This is a genomic window from Rhizobium sp. PEPV16, assembly GCF_008919455.1.
Taxonomy (GTDB): domain Bacteria; phylum Pseudomonadota; class Alphaproteobacteria; order Rhizobiales; family Rhizobiaceae; genus Rhizobium; species Rhizobium leguminosarum_Q.
Window position 1 is genome coordinate 66,117 of the sequence record NZ_VSZV01000353.1, and the last position, 25,222, is coordinate 91,338.

The 25,222-nt window shown below is 61.8% G+C and carries 20 protein-coding genes; 12 read left to right on the forward strand and 8 right to left on the reverse strand.

All coding sequences use genetic code 11. The features are described 5' to 3' along the window. Window positions 1-235 precede the first annotated feature (235 nt). The 6 genes from FY112_RS32490 to FY112_RS32515 all read left to right on the forward strand — a co-directional run bounded on the left by FY112_RS32490 (window position 236) and on the right by FY112_RS32515 (window position 7,289). Window positions 236-1,597 (forward strand): ABC transporter substrate-binding protein, encoded by a 1,362-nt coding sequence (locus FY112_RS32490; protein WP_017959020.1) that lies wholly within the window; start codon window positions 236-238, stop codon window positions 1,595-1,597. 187 nt (window positions 1,598-1,784) lie between these two features. After that, window positions 1,785-2,798: a sugar ABC transporter permease gene (locus tag FY112_RS32495; RefSeq protein ID WP_131642114.1), complete on the forward strand. Its 1,014-nt coding sequence runs from the start codon at window positions 1,785-1,787 to the stop codon at window positions 2,796-2,798. A gap of 1 nt (window position 2,799) precedes the next feature. Next, on the forward strand, window positions 2,800-3,963 hold the full coding sequence (locus FY112_RS32500; RefSeq protein WP_132613000.1) for a carbohydrate ABC transporter permease: 1,164 nt from the start codon (window positions 2,800-2,802) through the stop codon (window positions 3,961-3,963). 34 nt (window positions 3,964-3,997) lie between these two features. Next, window positions 3,998-5,650 carry an alpha-glucosidase gene (locus FY112_RS32505; RefSeq protein WP_151520228.1) on the forward strand — a complete coding sequence of 551 codons (1,653 nt, stop codon included), beginning with the start codon at window positions 3,998-4,000 and terminating at the stop codon, window positions 5,648-5,650. Window positions 5,651-5,670: 20 nt separating this feature from the next. Continuing rightward, a complete protein-coding gene (ugpC, locus tag FY112_RS32510) occupies window positions 5,671-6,759 on the forward strand; it encodes a sn-glycerol-3-phosphate ABC transporter ATP-binding protein UgpC (RefSeq protein WP_151520229.1) in 1,089 nt (362 codons plus the stop codon). A gap of 176 nt (window positions 6,760-6,935) precedes the next feature. Further along, entirely contained in the window at window positions 6,936-7,289 is a 354-nt protein-coding gene (locus FY112_RS32515) for a hypothetical protein (protein WP_032991295.1), read from the forward strand. An 80-nt stretch (window positions 7,290-7,369) separates the two neighbouring features. Here the strand turns inward: FY112_RS32515 and edd are convergent, their stop codons facing one another. From edd to FY112_RS32540, 5 genes are all read right to left on the reverse strand, one after another. Then, window positions 7,370-9,193 carry a phosphogluconate dehydratase gene (gene edd / locus FY112_RS32520; RefSeq protein ID WP_151520230.1) on the reverse strand — a complete coding sequence of 608 codons (1,824 nt, stop codon included), beginning with the start codon at window positions 9,191-9,193 and terminating at the stop codon, window positions 7,370-7,372. A 79-nt stretch (window positions 9,194-9,272) separates the two neighbouring features. Continuing rightward, complete coding sequence (pgl, locus tag FY112_RS32525) at window positions 9,273-9,971, reverse strand: 6-phosphogluconolactonase (RefSeq protein ID WP_151520231.1); 699 nt, start codon at window positions 9,969-9,971, stop codon at window positions 9,273-9,275. A gap of 10 nt (window positions 9,972-9,981) precedes the next feature. Beyond that, complete coding sequence (gene zwf / locus FY112_RS32530) at window positions 9,982-11,457, reverse strand: glucose-6-phosphate dehydrogenase (protein WP_017959028.1); 1,476 nt, start codon at window positions 11,455-11,457, stop codon at window positions 9,982-9,984. Window positions 11,458-11,592: 135 nt separating this feature from the next. Continuing rightward, the gene (locus FY112_RS32535; protein ID WP_151520232.1) at window positions 11,593-12,891 is read right to left on the reverse strand and encodes an FAD-binding oxidoreductase; all 1,299 of its coding nucleotides are present in this window, start codon (window positions 12,889-12,891) and stop codon (window positions 11,593-11,595) included. A 10-nt stretch (window positions 12,892-12,901) separates the two neighbouring features. Beyond that, window positions 12,902-14,338 carry a glutamine synthetase family protein gene (locus tag FY112_RS32540; RefSeq protein ID WP_017959030.1) on the reverse strand — a complete coding sequence of 479 codons (1,437 nt, stop codon included), beginning with the start codon at window positions 14,336-14,338 and terminating at the stop codon, window positions 12,902-12,904. Between the two features lie 88 nt (window positions 14,339-14,426). Between FY112_RS32540 and FY112_RS32545 the strand changes: the two genes are divergently transcribed. From FY112_RS32545 to FY112_RS32555, 4 genes are all read left to right on the forward strand, one after another. Further along, the gene (locus FY112_RS32545; RefSeq protein WP_151520233.1) at window positions 14,427-15,647 is read left to right on the forward strand and encodes an NAD(P)/FAD-dependent oxidoreductase; all 1,221 of its coding nucleotides are present in this window, start codon (window positions 14,427-14,429) and stop codon (window positions 15,645-15,647) included. A gap of 140 nt (window positions 15,648-15,787) precedes the next feature. After that, complete coding sequence (locus FY112_RS37075; protein ID WP_165503813.1) at window positions 15,788-15,931, forward strand: hypothetical protein; 144 nt, start codon at window positions 15,788-15,790, stop codon at window positions 15,929-15,931. A gap of 312 nt (window positions 15,932-16,243) precedes the next feature. After that, window positions 16,244-18,775, forward strand: a complete 2,532-nt coding sequence (locus tag FY112_RS32550) for a HAMP domain-containing methyl-accepting chemotaxis protein (protein ID WP_151520234.1) — start codon at window positions 16,244-16,246, stop codon at window positions 18,773-18,775. A 231-nt stretch (window positions 18,776-19,006) separates the two neighbouring features. Next, on the forward strand, window positions 19,007-20,854 hold the full coding sequence (locus FY112_RS32555) for a methyl-accepting chemotaxis protein (RefSeq protein WP_151520235.1): 1,848 nt from the start codon (window positions 19,007-19,009) through the stop codon (window positions 20,852-20,854). Here FY112_RS32555 and FY112_RS32560 read toward each other — a convergent pair. Then, window positions 20,827-21,063: a hypothetical protein gene (locus FY112_RS32560; protein WP_151520236.1), complete on the reverse strand. Its 237-nt coding sequence runs from the start codon at window positions 21,061-21,063 to the stop codon at window positions 20,827-20,829. The two genes, FY112_RS32555 and FY112_RS32560, sit on opposite strands and share 28 nt — an antisense overlap. 90 nt (window positions 21,064-21,153) lie before the next feature. Between FY112_RS32560 and FY112_RS32565 the strand changes: the two genes are divergently transcribed. After that, complete coding sequence (locus FY112_RS32565) at window positions 21,154-22,023, forward strand: LysR family transcriptional regulator (protein WP_151520237.1); 870 nt, start codon at window positions 21,154-21,156, stop codon at window positions 22,021-22,023. Window positions 22,024-22,043: 20 nt separating this feature from the next. On the opposite strand, the gene FY112_RS32570 is transcribed toward FY112_RS32565, so the two are convergent. Both FY112_RS32570 and aceA read right to left on the reverse strand, forming a co-directional pair. Beyond that, complete coding sequence (locus FY112_RS32570; RefSeq protein WP_003545603.1) at window positions 22,044-22,280, reverse strand: hypothetical protein; 237 nt, start codon at window positions 22,278-22,280, stop codon at window positions 22,044-22,046. Between the two features lie 21 nt (window positions 22,281-22,301). Beyond that, the gene (gene aceA / locus FY112_RS32575) at window positions 22,302-23,591 is read right to left on the reverse strand and encodes an isocitrate lyase (protein ID WP_151520238.1); all 1,290 of its coding nucleotides are present in this window, start codon (window positions 23,589-23,591) and stop codon (window positions 22,302-22,304) included. 190 nt (window positions 23,592-23,781) lie between these two features. Between aceA and FY112_RS32580 the strand changes: the two genes are divergently transcribed. Next, window positions 23,782-25,191: an XRE family transcriptional regulator gene (locus FY112_RS32580; RefSeq protein ID WP_151520239.1), complete on the forward strand. Its 1,410-nt coding sequence runs from the start codon at window positions 23,782-23,784 to the stop codon at window positions 25,189-25,191. The last annotated feature ends 31 nt before the right edge of the window (window positions 25,192-25,222 follow it).

The following is a 25,222-nucleotide window of genomic DNA, read 5'->3' on the forward strand; positions in this document are numbered from 1 at the left end:
CTTTCAATTATGTATCATCTGGCGCGCTTGACTCAAGAAAAATCGCTCCATATTTCCCGATAGGCGCTGTTACGCCGCGATATGCCCCGATATCTGGCGTATTCACAGCGGGTTTTCGCGAATTAACTTGACTCCATTCCACCGAAAGTGGAATGAGTTGGGTGTCAAAGCGCTTTGAAATTTCTTTTATTGAGGGAATTCGGTGCTGTTGGGATTGTGATGGGAGGTTGATCACATGAAAAAGTCATTTTTGATGGGCGTTGCCGTGGCAGCGCTTTTTGCCGGTGCTGCGTCCGCGGCCGATTTGAAATTTGCCCCGGGACAGGATTCCAAGTTCAACTGGAAGAGCTATGACGAGTTCAAGGCTGCGCATGCCGATCTGAAGGGTCAGCCGCTGACGATCTTCGGGCCGTGGCGTGGCGAGGACGAGGCGTTCTTCATGAGCGTGCTTGCCTATTTCACCGAAGCCACCGGCATCGATGCCAAATACTCCTCTTCCGAAAACTACGAACAGCAGATCGTTATCGACACGCAGGCGGGCTCGCCGCCGAACATTGCCGTTCTGCCGCAGCCCGGCCTCCTGGCCGATCTCGCCAGCAAGGGCTTCCTGACGCCGCTCGGCGATGACAACTCCAAGTGGATCAAGGACAATTACGGCGCCGGCGACAGCTGGGTCGGTTACGGCACCTACAAGGGCAAGGACGGCAAGGAGGCCTTCTACGCCTTCCCCTACAAGGCCGACGTAAAATCGCTGGTCTGGTATGTTCCGGAGAACTTCGAGGAAGCCGGTTACAAGATCCCGACGACCATGGAAGAGCTGCATGCCCTGACCGACCAGATCGTCAAGGACGGCGGCGTTCCCTGGTGCATCGGTCTCGGTTCCGGCGGCGCCACCGGCTGGCCGGCGACCGACTGGGTCGAGGACATCATGCTGCGCATGCAGCCGCCGGAAGCCTACGACAAGTGGACGACCAACGAGCTGAAGTTCACCGATCCGGCCGTCGTTGCCGCGATCGACGAGTTCGGCAAGTTCGCCAAGAACGCGAAATACGTCGATGGCGGCGTCGCAGCCGTGGCCTCGACCGATTTCCGCGACAGCCCGAAGGGCCTCTTCGCAGTTCCGCCGAAGTGCTACATGCACCATCAGGCCTCGTTCATCCCGTCCTTCTTCCCTGAAGGCACGAAGCTCGGCCAGGATGCCGACTTCTTCTACATGCCGACCTTTGCTTCGCATCCTGAACTCGGCAAGCCGGTTCTGGGCGCCGGCACGCTCGTCTCGATCGCCAAGGACTCGAAGGCTGCTCGCGCCTTCATCGACTTCCTGAAGACCCCGATCGCCCATGAGGTCTGGATGGCGCAGTCGAGCTTCCTGACACCGTATAAGGGCGTCAGCACCGAGGCCTATGCCAACCCGCAGATGAAGAAGGAAGGCGATATCCTGACCTCCGCCACCACCTTCCGCTTCGACGGTTCCGACCTGATGCCGGGCAAGATCGGCGCCGGCGCCTTCTGGACGGGCATGGTCGATTTCGTCGGCGGCAAGTCCGCTGAAGAGGCCGCTGGCGAAATCCAGAGCGCCTGGGACGGCATCAAGTAATCCTTCAAAATGATGCCGCCGGCTTGCCGGCGGCATGGCTTGCATGACTGGCCGGGCTCGCAAAGAGCCCGGCCATCGCAGGATATATTGTGATCAGGCAATCAAAGAGATTGACGGTGACCGGGGTCGACCCGTCAGAATTAAAAACCGGTCGGAATAAGATCAGGGGAAGCAGGGGAGGGACGAAATGCTGTCGCAGATAGTGTCCGCTTTGGGTGTCGTGGTCGCCGCCGTGATCGTGTGCTCGGCCTATTTCTATTTTTCGAACAAGATCCTGGATATGGCTCTGCCTGTGAAGGACGGCGACATCCGCGCCGCATCGCGGAACCTCAACCGCCGCGCATTGATCCGGCCATGGTTGTTCATCGGCCCGGCGCTGTTCCTGCTCATCGTCTACCTCGTCTATCCCGTCGTTGCGACCTTCATCCTCTCCTTCTACGACCGCGCCGGTCTGCAGTTCGTCGGCCTCGCCAACTACAAATGGGCGCTCGGCGACCGCGAATTCCGCCAGGCGATCTTCAACAACATCCTCTGGCTCGCCGTGGTGCCTGCTGCCTGCACCTTCTTCGGCCTCGTCATCGCCGTGATGACCGATCGCATCTGGTGGGGCAATATCGCCAAGAGCATCGTCTTCATGCCGATGGCGATCTCCTTCGTCGGCGCCTCGGTCATCTGGAAATTCATTTATGAATATCGCGGCGGCAACGACGTCCAGATCGGCCTGCTGAACGCCATCGTCCAGACCTTCGGCGGCACGCCGGAGGTGTGGATCTCCATTCCCTTCTGGAACAACTTTTTCTTGATGATCATTCTGATCTGGATCCAGACCGGTTTCGCCATGGTCATCCTGTCGGCGGCTCTTCGCGGCATTCCGGAAGAGACGATCGAAGCGGCCGTCATCGACGGCGCCAATGGCTGGCAGATCTTCTGGCGCATCATGGTGCCGCAGATCTGGGGCTCCATCGCAGTCGTCTGGACGACGATCACCATCCTCGTCCTCAAGGTCTTCGACATCGTGCTGACCATGACCAACGGCCAGTGGCAGACGATGGTGCTGGCGAACCTGATGTTCGACTGGATGTTCCGCGGCGGCGGCGATTCCGGCCGAAGCGCGGTCATTGCCATCATCATCATGCTCGCCGTCACGCCGATCATGGTCTGGAACGTGCGCCGCGCCAATCGCGAATTGAAGGGGCACTGAGATGACCGCTATCGGAAGCTATTTCAAGATCGGTCCCGCCCGTCTCTTCGTTCACGCAGCCGTTCTGCTGATTGTCATCATCTGGCTCATCCCGACGCTCGGCATCTTCGTCAGCGCGCTGCGCGACAAGGACCAGATCGTCGTCTCCGGCTGGTGGACGGCCTTCGTCGGCTCGACGCAGACCGTTGCCGTTCGCTTGGGCACACCGGACCAGCAGCAGCAGGAAGGTGCCGCCTATGTCATTGCAGGCAATGTGCTGGAAGGCCAGACCGGCCGCGAGGTGAAGGCCTTCGGCAACCGCGTGCAGCAGCCGGCCGCCTTTAAAGCCGGAGAGACCGCCGATCTCGGCGACGGTGAAACCCTCCAGATCAACAGCGACGGCAGTTATCGCTATGTGAAGAACGCCGCCTTTTCGCCCGACCAACGCCCGCGGCGCATCTATGCATCCGTCTCGGCGCCGCCGGAATTCACGATGCAGAACTACAACACGGTTCTAAGAGGCGAGGGCATTGGCCAATCCTTCATCAACTCGCTGACCGTGACGATCCCGGCGACGATCATCCCGATCCTGATTGCCGCTTTCGCCGCTTATGCGCTGAGCTGGATGGAGTTTCCCGGCCGAGCGCTGCTGATTGCGCTCGTCGTCGGCCTCATCGTCGTGCCGCTGCAGATGTCGCTGATCCCGCTGCTGCGTCTCTACAACGAGATCGGCAACATGCTCGGCCAGCCGTCGAAGACCTATCCCGGCATCTGGCTGGCTCATACCGCTTTCGGCATGCCGCTCGCCATCTATCTCTTGCGGGCCTATATCGCCGGCCTGCCGAAGGAAATCATCGAATCCGCCCGTGTCGACGGCGCGAGCGATTTCGAGATCTTCGTCCGCATCGTATTGCCTCTCTCCTTCCCGGCACTCGCCTCCTTCGCCATCTTCCAGTTCCTATGGGTGTGGAACGACCTGCTCGTCGCCATGGTCTTCCTCGGCACCGACAAGGACCACATCGTGCTGACCGGCAGCCTGAACGCGCTGCTCGGCTCACGCGGCGGCAATTGGGAGATTTTGACGGCGTCAGCCTTCGTCACCATCATCGTGCCGCTGCTCGTCTTCTTCGGGCTGCAGCGTTACCTGGTGCGCGGTCTGCTGGCGGGTTCGGTCAAGGGAGGCTGACCATTCCCGACCGTGACTTCAAACAGGATATTCCATGAACGTGGCTTCCCAATCGATCTCGACCCCTGACAAGGACTGGTGGCGCGGCGCGGTGATCTATCAGATCTATCCGCGCTCCTACCAGGATTCGAACGGCGACGGCATCGGCGACCTGAAGGGCATCACCGCCCGCCTGCCGCATGTGGCAAGCCTTGGCGTCGATGCGATCTGGATCTCGCCTTTCTTCACCTCGCCGATGCGTGATTTCGGTTATGACGTTTCCGACTACGAGAATGTCGATTCGATCTTCGGCACGCTGGTGGATTTCGACACGATGATCGCCGAGGCCCATCGCCTCGGCATCCGCGTGATGATCGACCTCGTCATCTCCCACAGCTCGGATCAGCATCCCTGGTTCGTGCAAAGCCGCTCCAGCAAGACCAACGCCAAGGCCGACTGGTATGTCTGGGCCGATGCCAAGCCGGACGGCACGCCGCCGAACAACTGGCTGTCGATCTTCGGCGGCTCGGCATGGGCGTGGGATCCGACGCGCATGCAATATTACCTGCACAATTTCCTGACTTCGCAGCCGGACATGAACCTGCATAACCCTGAGGTGCAGGACCGTCTGCTCGATGTCGTACGCTTCTGGCTCAATCGCGGCGTCGACGGCTTCCGCCTCGACACCATCAATTTCTATTTCCATGACACGCAGCTGCGCGACAATCCGGCGCTTGCGCCCGAACGCCGCAACGCCTCGACGGCGCCGGCCGTCAATCCCTATAATTTTCAGGAGCATCTCTACGACAAGAACCGGCCCGAAAACCTTGCCTTCCTGAAGCGCTTCCGCGCCGTTCTCGAGGAATTCCCCGCAATCGCCGCCGTCGGAGAAGTCGGCGACAGCCAGCGCGGCCTCGAAATCGTCGGTGAATACACCTCCGGCAACGACAAGATGCATATGTGCTACGCCTTCGAGTTCCTGGCGCCCGATCCGCTGACGCCGGAGCGGGTCGAGGAGGTGATGCAGGATTTCGAAGCCGCCGCACCGGATGGCTGGGCCTGCTGGGCCTTCTCCAATCACGACGTCATGCGCCATGTCAGCCGCTGGGGCGGGCTGGTCGCCGATCACGACGCCTTCGCCAAGCTCTATGCCTCGTTGCTGATGACGATGCGCGGCTCCGTCTGCCTCTATCAGGGCGAGGAACTGGCGCTGACCGAGGCCGATCTCGCCTATCAGGATCTGCAGGACCCCTATGGCATCCAGTTCTGGCCGGAATTCAAGGGCCGCGACGGCTGCCGCACGCCGATGGTCTGGGACAGCCAGGTCGCCCAGGGCGGCTTCTCGACGGTCAAGCCCTGGTTGCCAGTGCCGGTCGAGCATATCCTGCGTGCCGTCAGCGTCCAACTGGGCGACGAGGCTTCGGTGCTGGAGCACTACCGCCGCTTCATCGCCTTCCGCAAGCTGCACCCGGCTTTTGCCAAGGGCGAGATCGAATTCGAGGAAACACAGGGCGATACGCTGGTCTTCACCCGTGAATACGGCAATGAGAAGCTGCTTTGCATCTTCAATATGAGCCCGGGCGAGGCCAGCGTCATTCTGCCTGCGGGAGAATGGCAGGCATTGACGGGCCACGGCTTTACCAGCAACAACTATGGCGACAAGATCGATATTCCGGCCTGGGGGGCGTATTTCGCCCGTCTCGCCTAAAGAACGCAGGGGAGAGAGAAATGACTGGACTGACGCTGAAGGATATCCGCAAATCCTACGGTTCCGTGGATGTTCTCCACGGTATCGACCTCGATATCAAGCAGGGAGAATTCATCGTCTTCGTCGGTCCGTCCGGCTGTGGCAAGTCCACGCTTCTGCGCATGATCGCCGGTCTCGAGGCGATCACCGGCGGTGAGATGTATATCGATGGCCATCTCGTCAATGACGTGCCGCCCTCCAAGCGCGGCATCGCCATGGTCTTCCAGTCCTATGCGCTCTACCCGCATATGACCGTCTTCGATAACATGGCGTTCGGCATGAAGATCGCTGGCGAAAGCAAGCAGGAAATCGATCGCCGCGTCAAGGCGGCGGCCGAGAGCCTGCAGCTGACCCAATATCTCGGTCGCCTGCCGAAGGCGCTTTCCGGCGGCCAGCGCCAGCGCGTGGCAATCGGCCGCGCCATCTGCCGCGATCCGAAGGTCTTCCTGTTCGACGAGCCGCTGTCCAACCTCGATGCCGCGCTGCGCGTCGCGACCCGCATCGAGATCGCCCGTCTGAACGAACAGATGGCCGATACGACGATGATCTACGTCACCCATGATCAGGTCGAGGCGATGACGCTCGCCGATCGCATCGTCGTTCTCTCCGCCGGCAATATCGAGCAGGTCGGCGCGCCGCTGGACCTCTACGAACGCCCGGCAAACCTCTTCGTTGCGAAATTCATCGGATCGCCGGCGATGAACATCATCCCCGCGACGATATTAGGCACCGGAAGCCAAACGACGGTGACGCTGACCGGCGGCATGTCGGTGACCCTTGATGTGGCGACCGACGCGTCGGAAATGGGCAAGCAGGCAAGCTTCGGCGTTCGTCCGGAGGATCTCGGGGTTGCCGACGGCGCCGACTACCTTTTCGAAGGTGAAGTGTCGATCGTCGAAGCGCTCGGCGAAGTGACGCTGCTTTATATCGAGGGCCTGGTTCCCGGCGAGCCGATCGTCGTCAAGTTGCCCGGCATCTACGATGTGAAGAAGGGCCAGAGGATGCGGTTTGCCGCCGACAGGCAGAAGTTGCATCTCTTTGACGCAACCGGTCATACCTACCGGAAATGAGGCGGCCATTTTTGGGGTGATTACCCCAGGAATTGTGCAGGACGGGCCGAATTCTCACTTTCTGTTAAAGATCGGCTGCTACCTTTTCCTCGTCAATTTATGAGGGGGATAAGCACGTGGCCGCTTCCAATCCGTCACAGCCAAAATCTCATTTCCTGAGCAAGGAAGAATCCTTCATGTACGATCGCGAGGCGCGGTTCAAAATGGAGGACACGATGAATGCCGCGCGCATCGAATATACGGAGAAGGGCGTCATGCACGCGGCTTCGCGCCGCTGCGACATTGTCCGGATCTCGATGAGCAGCGCGACACTCGCGATCCTGACTCAGTTCAGCCTGCCGAAGCAGTTCTATCTTGATATTCCGGATGCCCGCATCACCAAGGTCGGCTGCCTGCTGATGAAGGTCAACGTCAACAATACGATCGACGTGCGCTTCCTGCGCCTGCTGACGCAGAAGGAGCTGAACAAGATCTTCGTCTACAGCACCCATCCGGCCCACCGCGACTACGTTCTCGATATCCGGGCCTGAGGGACCATCCGACTGAAATCAAAAACCCACGGGGTGCTGCGCGCGCCCCGTGGGTTTTTGTCTGTCTCCAGTGACCACGCTCAGTGGTGGAAGAGCACGCTCGCACCCTGGTCCGAAGGTCCGACGGCGCGGCGGAACGGTGCGAAGAGCTCGCGGCCCATGCCGAATTCATTGTCGGAGAGATCGACGGTCACCGGCTCGCGCTCGGCCAAATCGGCCGCATCGACGAGCAGCTCGAGCGTGCCCTTGATCGCGTCCAGGCGAATGATGTCGCCCTCGCGGATGCGGGCGATCGGACCGCCATCGACCGCTTCCGGGGTGACGTGGATCGCCGCCGGCACCTTGCCGGATGCGCCCGACATGCGACCGTCGGTCAGCAGCGCCACGCGGAAGCCCCGGTCCTGCAGCACGCCGAGCGGCGGCGTTAGCTTGTGCAATTCCGGCATGCCGTTCGCCTTTGGACCCTGGAAGCGCACGACAGCGATGAAATCGCGGTTGAGCTTGCCTTCCTTGAAGGCATCCTGCAGCTCCTGCTGGCTGTGGAAAATGATCGCCGGCGCCTCGATGATGTGACGCTCCGGCTTGACGGCCGATATCTTGATGACCGCCTTGCCGAGATTGCCACGCAGCATCTTCAACCCGCCATTCGCTTGGAACGGCGTCTCGATGCTGGAGAGCACTTTGGGATCGACGCTTTTTTCCGGCGACGGTTCGCGTACGACGGCGCCCTTTTCGCCGAGACGGGCATCGACCGTATAGGCATCAAGACCCTGGCCGAAGACGGTGCGCACGTCGTCATGCACCAGGCCGTGTTTCAACAGTTCCTTGATCAGGAAACCCATGCCGCCGGCCGCCTGGAAATGGTTCACGTCGGCAAGTCCGTTCGGATAGACGCGGGCAAGCAGCGGGACGATTTCCGAAAGCTCGGCAATGTCCTGCCAGGTGAGCTGGATGCCGGCTGCCCGCGCCATGGCGACGAGGTGCAGCGTATGATTGGTCGAGCCGCCGGTAGCATGCAGGCCGACGACGCCGTTGACGACCGAGCGTTCGTCGATCATCTCGCCCGCCGGCGTGAATTCGTTGCCGAGCGCGGTGATCGCCAGCGCGCGCTTGGCAGCTTCGCGCGTCAGCGCTTCGCGCAGCGGCGTGCCGGGATTGATGAAGGAGGAGCCCGGCATGTGGAAGCCCATGATCTCCATCAGCATCTGGTTGGAATTGGCGGTGCCGTAGAAGGTGCAGGTGCCGGGACCGTGATAGGATTTCGATTCCGCTTCCAGCAGTTCGGCGCGTCCGACCTTGCCCTCGGCGAAGAGCTGGCGGACGCGCGACTTCTCGTCGTTCGGCAGGCCTGTGGTCATCGGACCGGCCGGAACGAAGATCGACGGCAGGTGCCCGAAGGAGAGTGCTGCGATCACGAGGCCGGGCACGATCTTGTCACAGACGCCGAGGAAGAGGGCGGCATCGAACATGTTGTGCGACAGGCCGACGCCCGCCGACATGGCGATCAGGTCGCGCGAGAAGAGCGAGAGCTCCATGCCCGGCTGTCCCTGGGTGACGCCATCGCACATCGCCGGCACGCCGCCGGCCACCTGCGCCACGCCGCCTGCCTGGGCGGCTGCCTCACGGATGATCGCCGGATAGGTCTCGAACGGCTGGTGGGCCGAGAGCATGTCGTTATAAGCGGTGATGATGCCGAGATTGGGGATGCGGTCGCCGGCAAGCGCATCCTTGTCGGCGGGGGAACAGACCGCGAAGCCGTGGGCGAGGTTGGCGCAGCCAAGCACCGAGCGCTGCACGCCCTGCGAGGCGGCCGCGCGCAGGCGTTCGAGATAGCGTTCGCGGGTGGGCTTCGAGCGTTCGACGATGCGATCGGTGATCGCAGAGATGCGTGCATGAGCGGACATGGAAAATCCCTGCCTTGTTCGTTGTCTCTATGTGTTTCGGCGGCTCCGGCCTAGATCTGAATTTCAGATCTGCGGCGGATCAGGGAGCCCAGTAGATCTCGACCGGGGAAGTGGCCCGGCGCAGAATGGCGCGGATCGGCATTTCTGCCTCTTCACCGCTGCCTTCCGCCTTGGCGAGAACGTCTTTTTTGCCTTCGCCCTCGATATGGAGAACCAGGAGTGCGGCATCCTCAAGACTGGAGAAGGTGAAGGTCAGGCGCGGCTCGCCGGCCCCTTCCGCTTCCATGGTGATGATGCCGCGCGGCGTCGATGCGTCGAGCGCCTTGGCAAGATTGCTGCCGCCGGGAAAGAACGAGGCGGTGTGGCCGTCGCCACCCATGCCGAGGATGACGATGTCGAAGGGGATGCCGATCTCGGCGCTTTTTGCCGTCGCAAGTCTTGCAGCTTCCTCGACGGAAGGTGCCGGCTGGTAAAGCGGCACGAAGCGCGCCGCCTTTGCCTTGTTTTGAAGAAGATTGGCGTCGACCAGCAGATGGTTCGAGCGCGGATTGTCGGCCGGCACGAAGCGTTCGTCGACAAGCGTGATAGTCACTTTTTCCCAGGCAATGTCGCGTGTCGAAAGCGCCTGGAAGAAGGCCTTCGGTGTGGAGCCGCCGGAAACGGCGATGGACGCCGTTCCGCGGGCGGCGATCGCTGCCGAAAGCGTATCGGCGACCTTATCGGCGAGGCTGCCGGCGAGGTCTGCGGCGCTGGCGAAGGAATGCAGGGTCGATGCCATCGATTTCGTCCTAGATTTCGTCATGCCAGGTGCGGCCGTCACGCTCGATCAGCGCGATGGCCTGGCTCGGTCCCCAGGTGCCGGCCGTATAGCCCTGCACCTGCTGGCCGGTCGTTTCCCAACCCTTTAGGATCGGATCCACCCATTTCCACGCGGCTTCGACTTCGTCGCGGCGCATGAACAATGTCTGGTTGGAACGGATCACGTCCATCAGCAGGCGCTCGTAGGCGTCCGGATTGCGGACGTTGAAGGCCTGGGCGAAGCTCATGTCGAGCGAGACGTTGCGCAGGCGCATGCCGCCCGGACCCGGATCCTTGATCATCAGCGACTGCTTGACGCCCTCATCCGGCTGCAGGCGGATGATCAACTGGTTGGCGACGATGCGCCCGGCCGCCTGGTCGAAGATCGCGTGCGGGATCGGCTTGAAGGTGATGACGATCTCGGACATGCGCCCGGTCAGGCGCTTGCCGGTTCTTATATAGAAGGGGACGCCCGCCCAGCGCCAATTGTTGATCTCGGCCTTGATGGCGACGAAGGTCTCGGTGTTCGAGACACCGCCTTCGAGCTCTTCGAGGTAGCCCTTGACCGGGCCGGTACCCGATGCGCCGGCGCGATACTGGCCGCGGACCGTCGCCTGCTCGACGTTGGAGGCATTGAGCGGCTTCAGCGCGCGCAGCACCTTCAACTTCTCGTCACGCACGGCTTCCGAATCCATTGACGAGGGCACTTCCATCGCCGTCAGGCAGAGCAGCTGCAGGATGTGGTTCTGCACCATATCGCGCAGTGCGCCCGCCGTGTCGTAATAGCCGGCGCGGCCTTCGAGGCCGACCGATTCAGCCACGGTGATCTGCACGTGGTCGATATAGTTGGCGTTCCACAGCGGCTCATAGAGCGCGTTGGCGAAGCGCAGCGCCATCAGGTTCTGCACCGTCTCCTTGCCAAGATAATGGTCGATGCGGAAGATCTGCTCTTCCTTGAAGGCGCGGCCGATCGTGTCGTTGAGCTGCAGCGCCGAGGCGAGGTCGCGGCCGATCGGCTTCTCGACGACGATGCGGGTCGACTTGGTGATCAACTTGTGGTCGTGGATCTTCTGCGAAATGTCGCCGAAGATGCCGGGCGCGACCGCCAGATAGAAGGAGCGCACACGCTCCTTGCCCTCATCGAGCAGTTTCTTCAGCTGATCCCAGCCGCTGTCGGTGCGGGCATCGACCGAGACGTAGTAAAGCCGGGCACAGAACTTCTCCACCTCAGCCTCGTCATATTCACCCTTCTTCAGGTGTTCCTTCAGCGCATCGCGGGCAAAATTGCGGTATTCCTCATGGGTCAACGGGCTACGCGAGGCGCCGATCACGCGAGTCGGTTCGCTGAACTGGCCTTCGATCTGGCGATGATAAAGGGCGGGCAGCAATTTGCGTTCGGCAAGGTCGCCGCTGCCGCCGAAAACGACGTAATCAAAAGGCTCAACGGGAATGATTTGGCTGCTCATGAGCTTGTCTCTCAATCAGGCTTGGTTGACGGCTCTTTTAATCTAATCGATTTAAAAAAGCCAGTGTGCAGTGCAATGAATCTCTCAGGCACCGGTTTTAGAGCGAATTTCCGGAAGATGAAATCCGCAATAGGACTAAAACTTGTCGCGAAGTGCAAACCACGACAAGGCGAGGAAAAGCAACGGCGCCCGCATGCGGGGACCACCGGGAAAGGCTGGAATATCAAGCGATGTGAAGAGGTCGAGATCGCGAGATTTTCCAAGCACCGTTTCCGCGTAGAGCTTGCCACAGTAGTTTGACAGCATGACGCCATGGCCGGAATAACCGCCGATCGAGATGACGCCGGGCATGACCTCGCGCACGAAGGGCTGGCGCGGCAGGGTGATGCCGACGCTGCCGCCCCAGGCATGGGTGATCTCGATGTCCTTCAGGTCCGGGTAGATCTCGGCAATCTGCCGGCGGATGTGCAGCGAAATGTCCCGCGGATTGTCCGAGGTATAGGCCTCGCGTCCGCCGAACAGCAGGCGGCCGTCGCCGAATTTGCGGAAGTAGCGCACGACGAAGCGCGAATCGGCCACGGCCTCGCCCCCGGGCAGCACATCGGGATGCCCGTCGAGCGGCGCCGTGGCGCCGATGAAGGAGCGGATCGGCATGACATGGCTCGCCGTCACCGGCTCGAGGCCGTCGATATGGCCGTCGCAGGCGATCAGCGCGCGCTCAGCGGTGATCGTTCCCCTTTCCGTTTCGATCGTCACCTTGCCGCCGCTTTGGCGGATCGCCGTTGCCGTGGTCATCTCGAAGATTTCAGCACCGGCATTGGCGGCGACCCGCGCCAGCCCGACCAGCAGCTTCAGCGGATGGATATGGCCGGTGCCGACATCGCGCACGCCGCAATGGAAACGCTTCGAGCCGAGCCTCTCTTGCGTTTCCTCCTCGTCCATGAAGCTGAGATGCGGATAGCCGTAGCGCAAGGCGGCGATTTCGGCATTCTCGTAATAGTCGCGTTTGTAGCTTGCCTTGTGTGCGACATTGAGCTGGCCGGGCACATAGTCGATCTCGATCTGGTGCTCGCGGGCGAAATCGAGCAGATGGTGCTTGGCCGTCTCGGCAAGGTCGAACAACGCCTTCGAGCGTTCGTAGCCGATCTTCTCCTCGAGTTCTTCCGGCCACCATCGCTGACCGGTACCCAGTTGGCCGCCATTGCGCCCGGACGCTCCGTCGCCGAAGCGGCAGGCCTCGATCAGGACCACCGAAACGCCTGACTTGGCAAGATTATAGGCGGCCTGCAGGCCGGTATAACCGCCGCCGACAATTACGACGTCGCATGTTCTCGATCCGTCGAGAGCGGGATAGGTGGGCCGCTCCCCGACGGTTGCCTGATACCAGGACAGCCCGGGCGCGATCGGGCTCTGCCACGTCTCCTGCGATGCCATGATGCTTCCCTCACACGTTGAGCAGAAGGAATTCCCGCTCCCAGGGGCTGATCACCTGCATGAAGGTCTCGAACTCGCCGCGCTTGACGCCGGCATAAAGGCCTATGAACTGCTTGCCGAAGATCTCCTCGAAGGCGGGTTCGTCCTCGAGTAGCGCCACCGCTTCCAGCAGGCCGCGCGGCAGGTCGATCGATCCCTCATTGGCCGAATCCTCGGTCGGCGCCGTCGGCTCGATCTCCTTCATGATGCCGAGCAGGCCGGAGGCGAGCGAGGCGGCGAGCGCGAGATAGGGATTGGCGTCCGAGCTCGGCAGCCGGTTTTCCACGCGCCGCGCCTGCGGATCGGAGACCGGGACACGGAAGGCCGTCGTCCGGTTGTCGTAACCCCAGGCATTGTTGACCGGGCAGGACATATCGGGCTGCAGGCGCCGGTAGGAATTCACATAGGGCGCCAGCATCGCCATCGCGCTCGGCACGAATTTCTGCATGCCGCCGATGAAGTGGAAGAATTCCTTCGAAGCCGATCCATCGGCATTGGAGAAGATGTTCTTGCCGGTCTCGATATCGACCACCGACTGGTGGATATGCATCGCCGAGCCCGGCTGGCCCTGCATCGGCTTGGCCATGAAGGTCGCGTAGATGTCGTGTTTCAGCGCCGCCTCACGGATCGTCCGCTTGAACAGGAACACCTGGTCGGCAAGCTCGATCGGATTGCCGTGGCGCAGGTTGATTTCGAGCTGCGCCGGTCCCTCTTCGTGGATCAGCGTATCAATCTCCAGCCCCTGCTTCTCCGAGAAATGATAAACGTCGTCGATCAGTTCGTCGAACTCGTTGATGCCGGCAATCGAATAGCCCTGGCCGCCGAGGATCGAGCGGCCGGACCGGCCTTTCGGCGGGTGGAGCGGATAGTCGGGATCGTCGTTCTTGGCGACGAGGTAGAATTCGATCTCGGGCGCCACGATCGGTTTCCAGCCGCGCTCATGATAGAGGCTCATGATCCGCTTCAGCACGTTGCGCGGCGTATAGGGCACTTCCCCGCCGTCCGAATCGACGATATCGCAGATCACCTGCGCCGTCGGGTCGGTCTCCCAGGGCACGACGGAAAGCGTCGAAAGGTCGGGCATCAGCTTCAGATCGCTGTCGCGCGGCTCATAGCGGAAGCTCTCCGTCTCATCGGGATATTCGCCCGAAATCGTGTGCCGGTAGATCGCCGAAGGCAGCGCCAGCGAGGTGTTGGAGGTGAATTTCGAGCTCGGCATCATCTTGCCGCGCGCAACGCCGGCAAGGTCCGGCGTGATGCATTCGATGTCTTCGATGCCCCTGTCCCTCAGCCACCGCGCTGCTTCCTTCCAGTTCGCAACGCCGCGCAGGGATCCGGGCTCCGGGGGAGTTTTCTTCGAGGCGGGTACGTTTCTGGCAGGCTTCAGCGTCGTCTTTTTTGGGGACATGACACACCGGTTTGCGTTGATCGTGGCGCCATCATAACCAGACTTTGCCAATTGGCGAGGGGTTGAGAATGTTGACTTTCGCCCTTTGATGGAAAAAGAAGACGCGGGTTTGATCGGGGAAACGGGTTTGCAGCGCAAAAGCGACGTTATCGTCATCGGCGCCGGAGCGGCGGGCATGATGGCCGCCATCCGTGCCGGAAAACGCGGCCGCTCGGTCGTCATCCTCGACCATGCCAGGGCGCCTGGCGAGAAGATCCGCATATCAGGCGGCGGCCGCTGCAATTTCACCAATATCCATGCCGGACCGAAGAATTTCCTCTCCGCGAACCCGCATTTCTGCAAGTCGGCGCTTGCCCGTTTCACGCCCGCCGATTTCATCGCCATGGTCGACGGTCACGGCATCGCCTGGCACGAAAAGACGCTCGGCCAGCTTTTCTGCGACGATAGCGCCAAAGACATCATCCGCATGCTGCTGGTTGAGATGCGCATGGCCGGTGCAGTGCTGCATCTTGGCACCGAGATATCAGACGTCGAAAAGACCGAATCCGGCTTCCGGGTATCGACGAGCGAAGGTCACTGTGAAGCGTCGTCGCTTATCGTCGCCACCGGCGGCAAGTCGATCCCGAAGATGGGCGCCACCGGCTTTGCCTATCGCCTCGCCGAACAGTTCGGCTTGGCCGTGCTCGAAACCCGACCCGGCCTCGTGCCGCTGACGCTCGATCCCGGCCTGCTGGAAAGCATCGCCCCGCTCGCCGGCATTGCCGCCCCGGCCGAAATCCGCCAGGGCAGAACCGCCTTCCGCGAAGCGCTGCTCTTCACCCATCGCGGGCTGAGCGGCCCCGCTGTCCTGCAGATCTCTTCCTTTTGGCGTGAGGGCGACGAGGTCGTGGTCTCGATCGAACCGGATATCGACATTGCGGCCCATCTGAAGACCGCAAAACAGATCAATGGCCGTCAGTCGCCGCAGACGGCACTCGGCGATATCCTGCCGAAGCGGCTGGCACAGTTTCTCGTCGAGCGCGAAAAGATCTCCGGCAACATGGCCGACCTGCCCGACAAGGTGCTGCTGCGTCTTGCCGCCGGCGTCCAGAACTGGGCGGTCAAACCGTCCGGCTCGGAAGGCTACCGCACCGCCGAAGTGACGCTCGGCGGCATCGACACGGCAGCGCTCGATTCCCGCAGCATGGAAGCAAAAGCCGTGCCCGGCCTTTATTTCATCGGCGAATGCGTCGACGTCACCGGCTGGCTCGGCGGCTATAATTTCCAGTGGGCCTGGGCTTCCGGTTTTGCCGCCGGCGAATGGGCCTAGAAAAGCCGATTCAAGACTTCTTAATAGAGGTGCGCCATCCTGTCTCAATTGGCGGTTTGTGAGGTCGTTCCTAAATTAAGCTTTACCGGCAAGCCGTTTTGTTGGATTGTTGTTGTGTCAGAGAGAAGTGAGGTTTCGCCATGAACAGAAACGCACGACGCGCCCGCGCCATCGCAATTGCCGAGGCAAAGCCGAACGCTCGAATGGTCGCCCTGCGCTATCTGATGCTTGCAGCCGGCGCCACTGCCGCCTGCCTCGCGCTGCTGCTCTCGCACTTCATCTGATCCTTTCAGCAGACCTGGAACCAACGTTGCGACATGCCAATTGTCGCACCGCGGCATCGCGGGCCATAATTTGTAACTATTTCACTGCCTTGGCTTAACCCGCCATAACCGCTTATCCGAAAATTAATATCTAATCTGACACAATTGCTCGCGAATATTTGGGCATCTCCAAGTTGTTTGGACGTGAACTGGCAATGACTGCCGCCTGGCCTCCGGGTTCCCCAATGTAAAATAAGAACAGCTCGATGTGCACCCGGCTGGCGCCATGTGGCCGCCTGCGGGAGGAGTGGTGTATGAAAGGCCCGGAACGCCATGTTGATTGACAAGATTCTTTCCCGCTTCAGGATCAAGACCAAGGTTCTGATCTTCGTTCTGCCTTTCGTCGTCACCATTTCGGCGGTGGGCCTGACCGGCCTCTACGCTTCGGGACTTCTGCAGGGCCGCATGGAAATATCCAACAGCGTGCTGCAGTCGCTGAGCGGCTTCAAAGATCTCTATGGCTCGATGGACGATTTCCTGCGCGTCACCAGCCCTGAGGCGCGCGACAAATTGATCTCGGATCTGAAGACCCAGCAAGGCGTGCTCGACCAGACGCTGAGCCAGGTCGGTGACGAGGCCGCCGGTCGCGACAGCCTTGCGGAAGCATCGCGCCGCACCAAGGAAATTTCGGGCGTCGTCGACAAGCTGTGGGCCCTGCACGAGCAGGAACGGGCATTGCATGAGCAGATCGACGCGGCCCAGAAGAGCGTGATCAGCACTCGCTTCACCGTGTCCTACCAGGCCGAGCAGTTGCAGAGCACCGTCCAGAGCGACGAGAGCGCCGCCACCAGCACCCTTCGCACGGCCGACCGCCTGCTGAAGGGCGGGGATTTCCTCGGCACCGTCGCCAGCGGCTTCAGCAAGCCGCAGACACCGCAGGACAAGATCGCCTTCATCAACGAACAGATGCCGGAGATCATCAAATCGCAGCGTCTGATCGCCATCTCGGTTCCAAGCAATCAGAAGAATGTCATCGACGCGCTGGCTGCGACCATCGACGGCATCAAGGCGATCGTCCAGACGCCCAATCCGACCGACGAGACCGCCACCGAACTCGGCCGTCTCATTTCGCGCTTCCGCCAGACCTCGACCTATACGCAGCTGACCGCAACGCAGAAGATGCGTGACGCGACCCAGGAATTCGCCGCGCTCGACGGCCGGATTGCCCAGGCCAACTCGGTCCTGCAGGATACCAGGCGTCTCGAAAATTCGGTCTATTCGCTTCAGATCGTTCTTTCCGACTTTCTCGCCGATTCCAGCAAGGAAAATCTCGTGCGCCTGCAGCAGCAGGCCGGCACGCTCGGCAAGGACATGCAGGTGCTGGTCACCAGCGCCAAGGGCATGGGCTTTGCCGAAGGCATATCCGGCGCGATCCAGCCGGCGCTCGACGTCATTTCCGGCGGCGGCTCGAAGATCGTCGACACGATCGGCCAGCGTGTCACGGCCTATGCCGCGGCCCGCCAGGAACTCGACCAGATCTGGAAAAAGCTGACCGATTTCGCCGAGCTGCAGAAGCAGACGGCCGGCACCGAGCGCACCCAGGCAAACAGCATCTCCGTCATGACCACCGGTCTCGGCATCCTCCTGTCGATCCTCGGCGGCATTGCCCTGGTGCTGACGCTGCAGCGCCCGATCAGCCATATCACCGGCGCCATGCGCCGCATCGCCGAAGGGGCGCTGGATACCAGCATCTCCGGCGAGCAGCGCCACGATGAAATCGGCGACATGGCCCGCGCGCTCGGCATCTTCAAGGAAAATGCCATCTCGAAAATTCGCATCGAGGAGCAGAGCGACGAGGAACGCGCCGCCGCCGAACACGAACGCCAGCGCAACGACGCCGAAAAGCGCGAGATGGATCGTCAGATCGAATTCGCGGTCAATGCGCTTGCCGCCGGCCTCGAACGCATGTCGCAGGGCGATATCTCGACGACGATCGAAACGCCCTTCATCGGCCGTCTCGAACAGCTGCGCCAGGATTTCAACGGTTCGATGATGCGCCTGCAGGCGACGATGAGCCAGATCCGCGACAATGTCGAACTGATCCAGGGCAACGGCAACCAGATGGCCCAGTCAGCCGAGGACCTCTCCAAGCGTACCGAACAACAGGCTGCCTCGCTCGAAGAGACCGCGGCCGCCGTCGATCAGATCACCGTCACGGTCCGCTCGTCGGCCGAACGCGCCAAGGATGCCGACCAGATCGTCCGCCAGGCCAAGCGCAGTGCCGACGATTCCGCCGTCGTCGTCAGCAATGCGATCGACGCGATGAGCCGCATCGAAGGTGCCTCGCGCCAGATCGAGCAGATTATCGGCGTCATCGACGAGATCGCCTTCCAGACCAACCTCCTGGCGCTCAACGCCGGCATCGAGGCGGCGCGCGCCGGTGAAGCCGGCAAGGGCTTCGCGGTGGTCGCGATGGAAGTCCGCGAATTGGCCCAGCGCTCCGCCGCCGCGGCGCAGGAGATCAAGGGGCTGATCAACAAGTCGACCAACGAGGTCAATTCCGGCTCGCAATTCGTGCAGGAGACCGGCACGGTGCTCGCCAAGATCAGCGCCCAGATCGTCACGATCAGCCAGCATGTCGAGATGATCGCCCGCGCCAGCCACGACCAGTCCAACGCGCTGCAGAGCGTCAACGCGACGGTCAACCAGATGGACCAGATGACGCAGCAGAACGCCGCCATGGTGGAGGAGACGACTGCCGCCAGCCGCGAACTGGCCGACGAGGCCGGTTCGCTGCGCAGGCTCATCCAGCAGTTCAAGATCGACGGCGAAGCCACCGGCGCGCCGGTCTACCGCGCCGCCTGATCATCGACCGACCTGTCTTTATTCGAACGGCCCCGGACTTTCCGGGGCCGTTTCTATTTATTCCGCAGAAATCGCGATCTGGTCGGATTGCGAGCGGCCGGGCGGCCATCACGCAGAGATGATCCGTCTGAAAACGAGACCGATGAATACCTCCGACAACCCTGATTTACGGAGAATCTTCTTTAACGCTTTTAGTCTAATTTAACCGTGGTCTATCTCCCGGGGGTCTCGATGCTGCGCCTTTTCTCTACGTCGATCGTACGCCAGATCGTTGCGATCACGCTGTTTCTGCTGGCGATCAGCACGGCCGCCATCGTCGGCGTGACCTATTACAATCTGAGCCACCATGTCATGGATGGGGCTGTCTCCGACGCCAGGGATGCCACCCGCGCCATGGCCGTCCTCTACGGCGCGGCCGATCAGGCTGCAAAGATCGAGCTGAAGGACAATCAGCTCTCCACTGTCACGGAAGACGCCATTCCCGCCCTTGCCGACCATTCGCTGGTCGACCGCACGGCGCAATCGATCGCCGGCGTTGCGACCATCTTTCAAAAGCAGGGCAGCGACTACGTCCGCATCTCCACCAACGTCAAGAAGGAAAACGGCGACCGGGCCGTCGGCACCAAGCTGGTAGCCGAGCACCCCGCCCAGCCAGTTCTCGCCAGGGGCGAGGCTTATTACGGTCCGGCGGAGCTTTTCGGCCGCAAGTTCATGACCGGTTATTTCCCCATCAAGAACGCCTCCAACGCCAATGTCGGCATTCTCTTCATCGGCATTCCGATGGAGCTCTATTACCAGCGCATGTATGAGCTGCAGATGCTGGTTCTCGGCGTCGGCGCCATCGTCATGCTCATCGTCGGCGTTCTCGCCTTCTATGCGATCCGCCTGTCGGTGAAGCCGTTGCAGGCGCTGACGACCAGCGTCCACTCGATTTCCGCGGGCGATCTCGAAGGGGCGATCCCTTGTGTCGAAAAGAGGAACGAGTTCGGCGACATCGGCCGGGCCTTGGCGCTTTTCCGCGACAGTGCCCGCGCAAGACGCGACCTGGAAACCCAGGCTGGCGAACAGCGCGAATTGAGCGATGCCGAGCGCGCCAGGAACGACGCCGACAAGCGCTCGCTCGACGGCCAGATCGACTTTGCCGTCAACCAGCTTGCCGCCGGCCTCGGGCGCCTGTCGCAGGGCGATGTCTCGCAGACGATCGGCACGCCCTTCGTTGGCCGGCTGGAGCAGCTGCGCGTCGATTTCAACGCTTCCCTCTTGCGGCTCCAGGATACGCTGTCCGGTATCCGTGACAGCGCCGCGACGATCCAGCGCAACAGCGGCGCCGTCTCTGCCTCTGCCGGCGAGCTTTCGAAACGCACCGAGGCGCAGGCGGCGAACCTCGAGGAGACCGCGGCCGCGGTGGAAGAGATCACAGTGACGGTTCGTTCTTCCGCCGAGCGTGCCCGTGAAGCCAACAATGTCGTGGCTGCGACCAAGAAGACGGCTGACAGTTCCGGCGCCGTCGTCGGCGATGCCGTTGCCGCCATGGATCGCATCGAGCAGGCTTCGCAGCGTATCGAGCAGATCATCGAGGTGATCGACGACATCGCCTTCCAGACCAATCTTCTGGCGCTGAATGCCGGCATCGAGGCGGCGCGGGCCGGCGAGGCGGGCAAGGGTTTTGCCGTCGTCGCCCAGGAAGTCCGCGAACTCGCCCAGCGCTCGGCCGATGCGGCGCGCGAGATCAAGTCGCTCATCGAGACATCGAGCCGCGAAGTGACGTCAGGGTCCGAACTGGTCCAGAAGACCGGCAGTGTCCTTGCCTCGATCAGCCAGGAGATCATCGCGATCAGCGGCCATGTCGAAACCATCGCCACCGCCAGCCGCGATCAGTCGGCCGCGCTGCAGGAGGTCAACGGTTCGGTCAACGCCATGGACCAGATGACCCAGAAGAACGCGGCGATGGTTGCCGAGACGACGCAGGCAAGCCGCCTGCTTGCCGGCGAGGCCGATACGCTGATGGCGCTGATCGAGCGGTTCCGCATCGTCGCAGAATCCGCGCCGTCTCATCTCGGAACAAGAAGAGTTGCCTGAACCGCGCAACCGCAGCCGCTGCGGGATTGCGCTGCGCCCTTGCGGCGCCTTCCTAGATTGAGGTCGAGCGACGTCAGCCAGGCGATAAAGCCAATGAGGCTATTGTTTCCGAACTCGGCATAGAATCTGTCCTCTTCCGCCTTGCCACCGCTTCGCTGGGGATAGTGCCGATAGCCGATGGTGCCTGCGATGGTGATCATGTCGATCATGACAATGTCCTTTCCTATGTAAGACATCACCTGATCTAGGCGTCGAATTTCTCTTTATAAACGGGAAAAATCCCGCTATGTTTTTCATCGATGAAAAACGCGAGTTGGGATTCCTATCAGCTTTTCCTGCAGGTGGCCCGGCTCGGCGGGCTGACGGGGGCAAGCACTGCAAGCGGGCTCAGTCCTGCGACCGTCGGCCGGCGCATGCTCGATCTCGAGCAGGAAATCGGCCGCGCATTGTTTTCGCGCAGCCAGACCGGATATCGTCTGACACAGGATGGCCAGGCGCTGCTCGATCACCTGCAGGAAATGGAGGCCGCCGCCCGCAAGGTGGCGGCGTGGCGGCAATCCGGCGAGGGCGCCACGACCGTCAGGGTCGCCGCCGGCACCTGGCTGGCCTGGCTGCTGACCGAGAATTTCGCCGCCATCCGCATGCCGGGCGATGCCTTCGCCATTTCGCTCACCATTGGCGAGGCGCGGGCAAGCCTTGCCTATCGCGAGAGCGACATCGGTATTCGCGCCTTCGAGCCTGAAGAGGCCAATCTTGCCGCACGTCTGCTCGGGGAGGTGGCCTATGCCGTCTATATCAGGCGCAACACCGCCGAGACCGACGAGCGCTGGATTGCCGTTGCTGAGGAAGAGGCGATATCGACCTATCTGCGGTGGCCGCACGCCCATGCCGCGACGGCGATCGTTGCCACCGTCAATCGGCCGCGTTCGCTGCCGGACCTGGTGCGCGCCGGCGCCGGCAAGACCGTGCTTCCCTGTTTCGTCGGCGATCTCCATCCCGAGTTGCAGCGGCAAGGCGGCGAGTTGCCGGAACTGAGCCACCGGCAATGGATCGTCATGAATGCCGAGGACCGCCACCGCCCGGAGATCCGGACGGTCGCCGACCGCATGACCAAGCTGATCAAAAGTTATACCGATCTCTTCGCCGGAAAACGGCCGAGCCGCGGCTGAAGCGCCGCGGCCGGCGTTCGTCAATGACGGTTGGTGACGACGACCGGAATCAGCAGGTCGCCCCAGTGGCCGTCGCCGCCGTGATGACGGGCCGAGCGCACCAGTTCGACCGAGACGCCGGCCTCGACGGCTTTCATGACCGATTGGTTCAGCCGATGCAGGTCGTTGGCGAGCATGCGGATCGTCGTCTGCTGATCCTCGCTCATGCTGCTTGCCTGCTCTTCGGCCCGTTCTCTGACGCGTGTGATGGATGCCATGATCTTCTCCTCCTTTTCGATTTATTCCGCAGCCGGCTTGAACTGCGCATGTTCGGTCGAGCCGTGCATCGCCGTGGTCGAAGACCGACCGCCGGTGATGGCGAGCGACACGGCGTCGAAATAGCCGGTGCCGACCTCGCGTTGATGTTTTGTGGCGGTATAGCCATTGACCTCAGCGGCGAATTCCGCCTGCTGCAGCTCGGAATAGGCCGACATCTGCCGCTGCCGGTAGCCGCGCGCCAGTTCGTACATGCCGTAGTTCAGCTGGTGGAAGCCGGCGAGCGTGATGAACTGGAACTTGTAGCCCATCGCTCCGAGTTCGCGCTGAAACCTTGCGATCGTCGCTTCGTCGAGGTTCTTCTTCCAGTTGAACGAAGGCGAGCAATTATAGGCGAGCAGCTTGCCGGGATGGACCTTGTACACGCCTTCGGCAAAACGCCGCGCCTGCTCGAGGTCCGGCTTCGAGGTCTCGCACCAGATGAGATCGCAGTGCGGCGCATAGGCGACGGCGCGTGCGATGCAGGGCTCGATGCCGTTTCGCACCTGATAGAAACCTTCGACCGTGCGCCCGGCATCATAGTCGACGAAGGGCTGGTCGCGCTCGTCGATGTCTGATGTGAGAAGTTTTGCCGCCTCCGCGTCGGTGCGGGCGATGACCAGTGTCGCAACGCCCATGACGTCGGCGGCAAGCCGTGCGGCGTCGAGATTGCGGATATGGGCGGCCGTCGGGATCAGCACTTTGCCGCCGAGATGGCCGCATTTCTTCTCCGAGGCGAGCTGGTCCTCGAAGTGAACGCCAGCAGCGCCGGCCTCGATGTAGGCCTTCATGATTTCGAAAGCGTTGAGCGGTCCGCCGAAGCCTGCTTCCGCGTCGGCAACGATCGGCGCGAACCAGGTTTCGACGGAAAGCCCCTGGGCTTCCGCGGTCTCGATCTGATCGGCGCGCTGCAGCGTGCGATTGATGCGTTTGGCCAGTTCCGGACCGGCATTGGCCGGATAAAGGGACTGGTCGGGATACATCGCCGATGCGGTATTGGCATCGGCCGCCACCTGCCAGCCGGAGAGATAGATCGCCTTCAGCCCGGCGCGCACCATCTGCATGGCCTGGTTGCCGGAAAGTGCGCCGAGCGCATTGACGAAATCCTCCTGATGCAGAAGCCGCCACAACCGGTCCGCCCCCATTTCGGCCAGCGTATGGCTGAGCGCCACCGAGCCTCTGAGCCGCCGCACGTCATCGGCCGAGTAGGGTCTTTCGATGCCGTCGAAACGATCAACTGAGGCGTTTGGGACAAGCTTGTAAAAATCCGTCATGCTGCTCTCCTAACTAAACTCCGCCACCGGGTGGCTGCATGACAAGATTGACAATATGAAGCGCTGTGACCAGAAAAACCTTTGATTTCCTAGCGGGAAAGAGGTTAAGATGAGGAGGATTGACACAGTGGCGCTGTGAATTTGTAAAATTTTGTAAACATGAGCGCTCCTTCCTGTCAAAGGGTGTGACATGGCGGAACGGAAGATATTCGCAGGCCCGAAAGTCAGGCGCATCCGCAATGCGCTGGCGCTGACGCAGACCGCCATGGCCGAGGCGCTTGAAATATCGCCGTCCTATCTGAACCTGATCGAGCGCAACCAGCGGCCGTTGACGGTGCAGCTCCTTCTCAAGCTCGCTAGCGTCTACAGGGTCGATCTGGAGGAGTTGCGCGGACAGACCGGCGGCAGTCTCGGCCAGCTCAAGGAGGTCTTTGCCGATCCGCTGCTGTCGGGCGAACTGCCGGGTGATCAGGAATTGGTGGAGGTGGCCGAGGCCGCACCCAATGCCGCAAGCGGCATGATCAAGCTCTACCGCGCCTATCGCGAGCAGGCGGCAAGGCTCTCCGATCTGACGGCGCTGATGGCCGCCGAAGGGCATGCGCCGGTCGCCGCCGGCCGCTTGCCGCTGGACGAGGTGCGCGAGATGTTGGAGCGCCGGTCCGGCTATTTCGGACAGATCGAGACGGCGGCGGAAGCCTTTGCCGCCACGCTGCCCTGGGGCGTCGATCTTGCCGCCGGGCTGAAGGATTGGCTGCGCTCCGAGCGCGGCATCGCGGTGCGTGTCTTGCCCGTCCACGTCATGCCGGATCTGCGCCGCCGTTTCGATCGCCATTCGATGCGGCTTTTCATCTCGGAGCGCCTGTCACAGGCCGACCGTGCGCATGAGATATCAATCGAGGCCGCGACTCTCGCTTTGCTGCCGGCAATCGATGCCGAACTCGCCGATCTCTCGCTCTCCTCCGCCGAGGCGCGCCGCATCGCTCGCTTCGAGCTTGCCCGTATCGCCGCGCTGGCGCTTGCAATGCCCTACGAGGCCTTTCTTTCGGCGGCGAAAGCGACGCGCTACGATATCGATATTCTGCGTGCGCGCTTCGGCGTCTCTTTCGGCCAGGCGGCTGCGCGCCTTGCCATGCTGCAGCGCCCGGGCGCGGCCGCCATTCCCTTCTTCCTGATCGAGATCGATGCCGCCGGCCACCGGCTGCGCAGGGCAGGCGCCCAGGGTTTTCCGCAGGCCCGTTTCGGCGGTGGCTGTCCGAAGCTCAATATCCATGCCGCCTTCCTCCAGCCGGGCCAGATCCTCGCCGAAACGGTCGTCATGCCTGACGGCGCTTCCTTCCTGACGGTCGCCCGCACCCTGGAGGGACCGAGCGTCGAATTCGGCGAAAGGGTCAGACGCACCGCGATCCTGATCGGCTGCGATGCCGCCCTTGGCGAGGGCGTGGTCTATGGGCAGGCGATGGCGCTCGAGCCGGTCGCAGTCGGTCCAGCCTGTCGCCTTTGCGAGCGGCGTGGATGCCTTTCCCGGGCCGAGCCGCCGGTGACGAGACCGCTCGGGCTCGACGAGATGGTGGCAGGCCTCAGCGCCTTCGACTTCCAGTGATTGTGAAATCATTGAGCGCGCAGGATTTTGC

Bases quoted from the DNA above. Each gene is read 5' to 3' on its own strand.
- FY112_RS32490 (WP_017959020.1), top strand. From the start codon at position 236: ATGAAAAAGTCATTTTTGATGGGCGTTGCCGTGGCAGCGCTTTTTGCC.
- FY112_RS32495 (WP_131642114.1), top strand. From the start codon at position 1,785: ATGCTGTCGCAGATAGTGTCCGCTTTGGGTGTCGTGGTCGCCGCCGTG.
- FY112_RS32500 (WP_132613000.1), top strand. From the start codon at position 2,800: ATGACCGCTATCGGAAGCTATTTCAAGATCGGTCCCGCCCGTCTCTTC.
- FY112_RS32505 (WP_151520228.1), top strand. From the start codon at position 3,998: ATGAACGTGGCTTCCCAATCGATCTCGACCCCTGACAAGGACTGGTGG.
- ugpC (WP_151520229.1), top strand. From the start codon at position 5,671: ATGACTGGACTGACGCTGAAGGATATCCGCAAATCCTACGGTTCCGTG.
- FY112_RS32515 (WP_032991295.1), top strand. From the start codon at position 6,936: ATGTACGATCGCGAGGCGCGGTTCAAAATGGAGGACACGATGAATGCC.
- edd (WP_151520230.1), bottom strand. From the start codon at position 9,193: ATGTCCGCTCATGCACGCATCTCTGCGATCACCGATCGCATCGTCGAA.
- pgl (WP_151520231.1), bottom strand. From the start codon at position 9,971: ATGGCATCGACCCTGCATTCCTTCGCCAGCGCCGCAGACCTCGCCGGC.
- zwf (WP_017959028.1), bottom strand. From the start codon at position 11,457: ATGAGCAGCCAAATCATTCCCGTTGAGCCTTTTGATTACGTCGTTTTC.
- FY112_RS32535 (WP_151520232.1), bottom strand. From the start codon at position 12,891: ATGGCATCGCAGGAGACGTGGCAGAGCCCGATCGCGCCCGGGCTGTCC.
- FY112_RS32540 (WP_017959030.1), bottom strand. From the start codon at position 14,338: ATGTCCCCAAAAAAGACGACGCTGAAGCCTGCCAGAAACGTACCCGCC.
- FY112_RS32545 (WP_151520233.1), top strand. From the start codon at position 14,427: ATGGAAAAAGAAGACGCGGGTTTGATCGGGGAAACGGGTTTGCAGCGC.
- FY112_RS37075 (WP_165503813.1), top strand. From the start codon at position 15,788: ATGAACAGAAACGCACGACGCGCCCGCGCCATCGCAATTGCCGAGGCA.
- FY112_RS32550 (WP_151520234.1), top strand. From the start codon at position 16,244: ATGTTGATTGACAAGATTCTTTCCCGCTTCAGGATCAAGACCAAGGTT.
- FY112_RS32555 (WP_151520235.1), top strand. From the start codon at position 19,007: ATGCTGCGCCTTTTCTCTACGTCGATCGTACGCCAGATCGTTGCGATC.
- FY112_RS32560 (WP_151520236.1), bottom strand. From the start codon at position 21,063: ATGATCGACATGATCACCATCGCAGGCACCATCGGCTATCGGCACTAT.
- FY112_RS32565 (WP_151520237.1), top strand. From the start codon at position 21,154: ATGAAAAACGCGAGTTGGGATTCCTATCAGCTTTTCCTGCAGGTGGCC.
- FY112_RS32570 (WP_003545603.1), bottom strand. From the start codon at position 22,280: ATGGCATCCATCACACGCGTCAGAGAACGGGCCGAAGAGCAGGCAAGC.
- aceA (WP_151520238.1), bottom strand. From the start codon at position 23,591: ATGACGGATTTTTACAAGCTTGTCCCAAACGCCTCAGTTGATCGTTTC.
- FY112_RS32580 (WP_151520239.1), top strand. From the start codon at position 23,782: ATGGCGGAACGGAAGATATTCGCAGGCCCGAAAGTCAGGCGCATCCGC.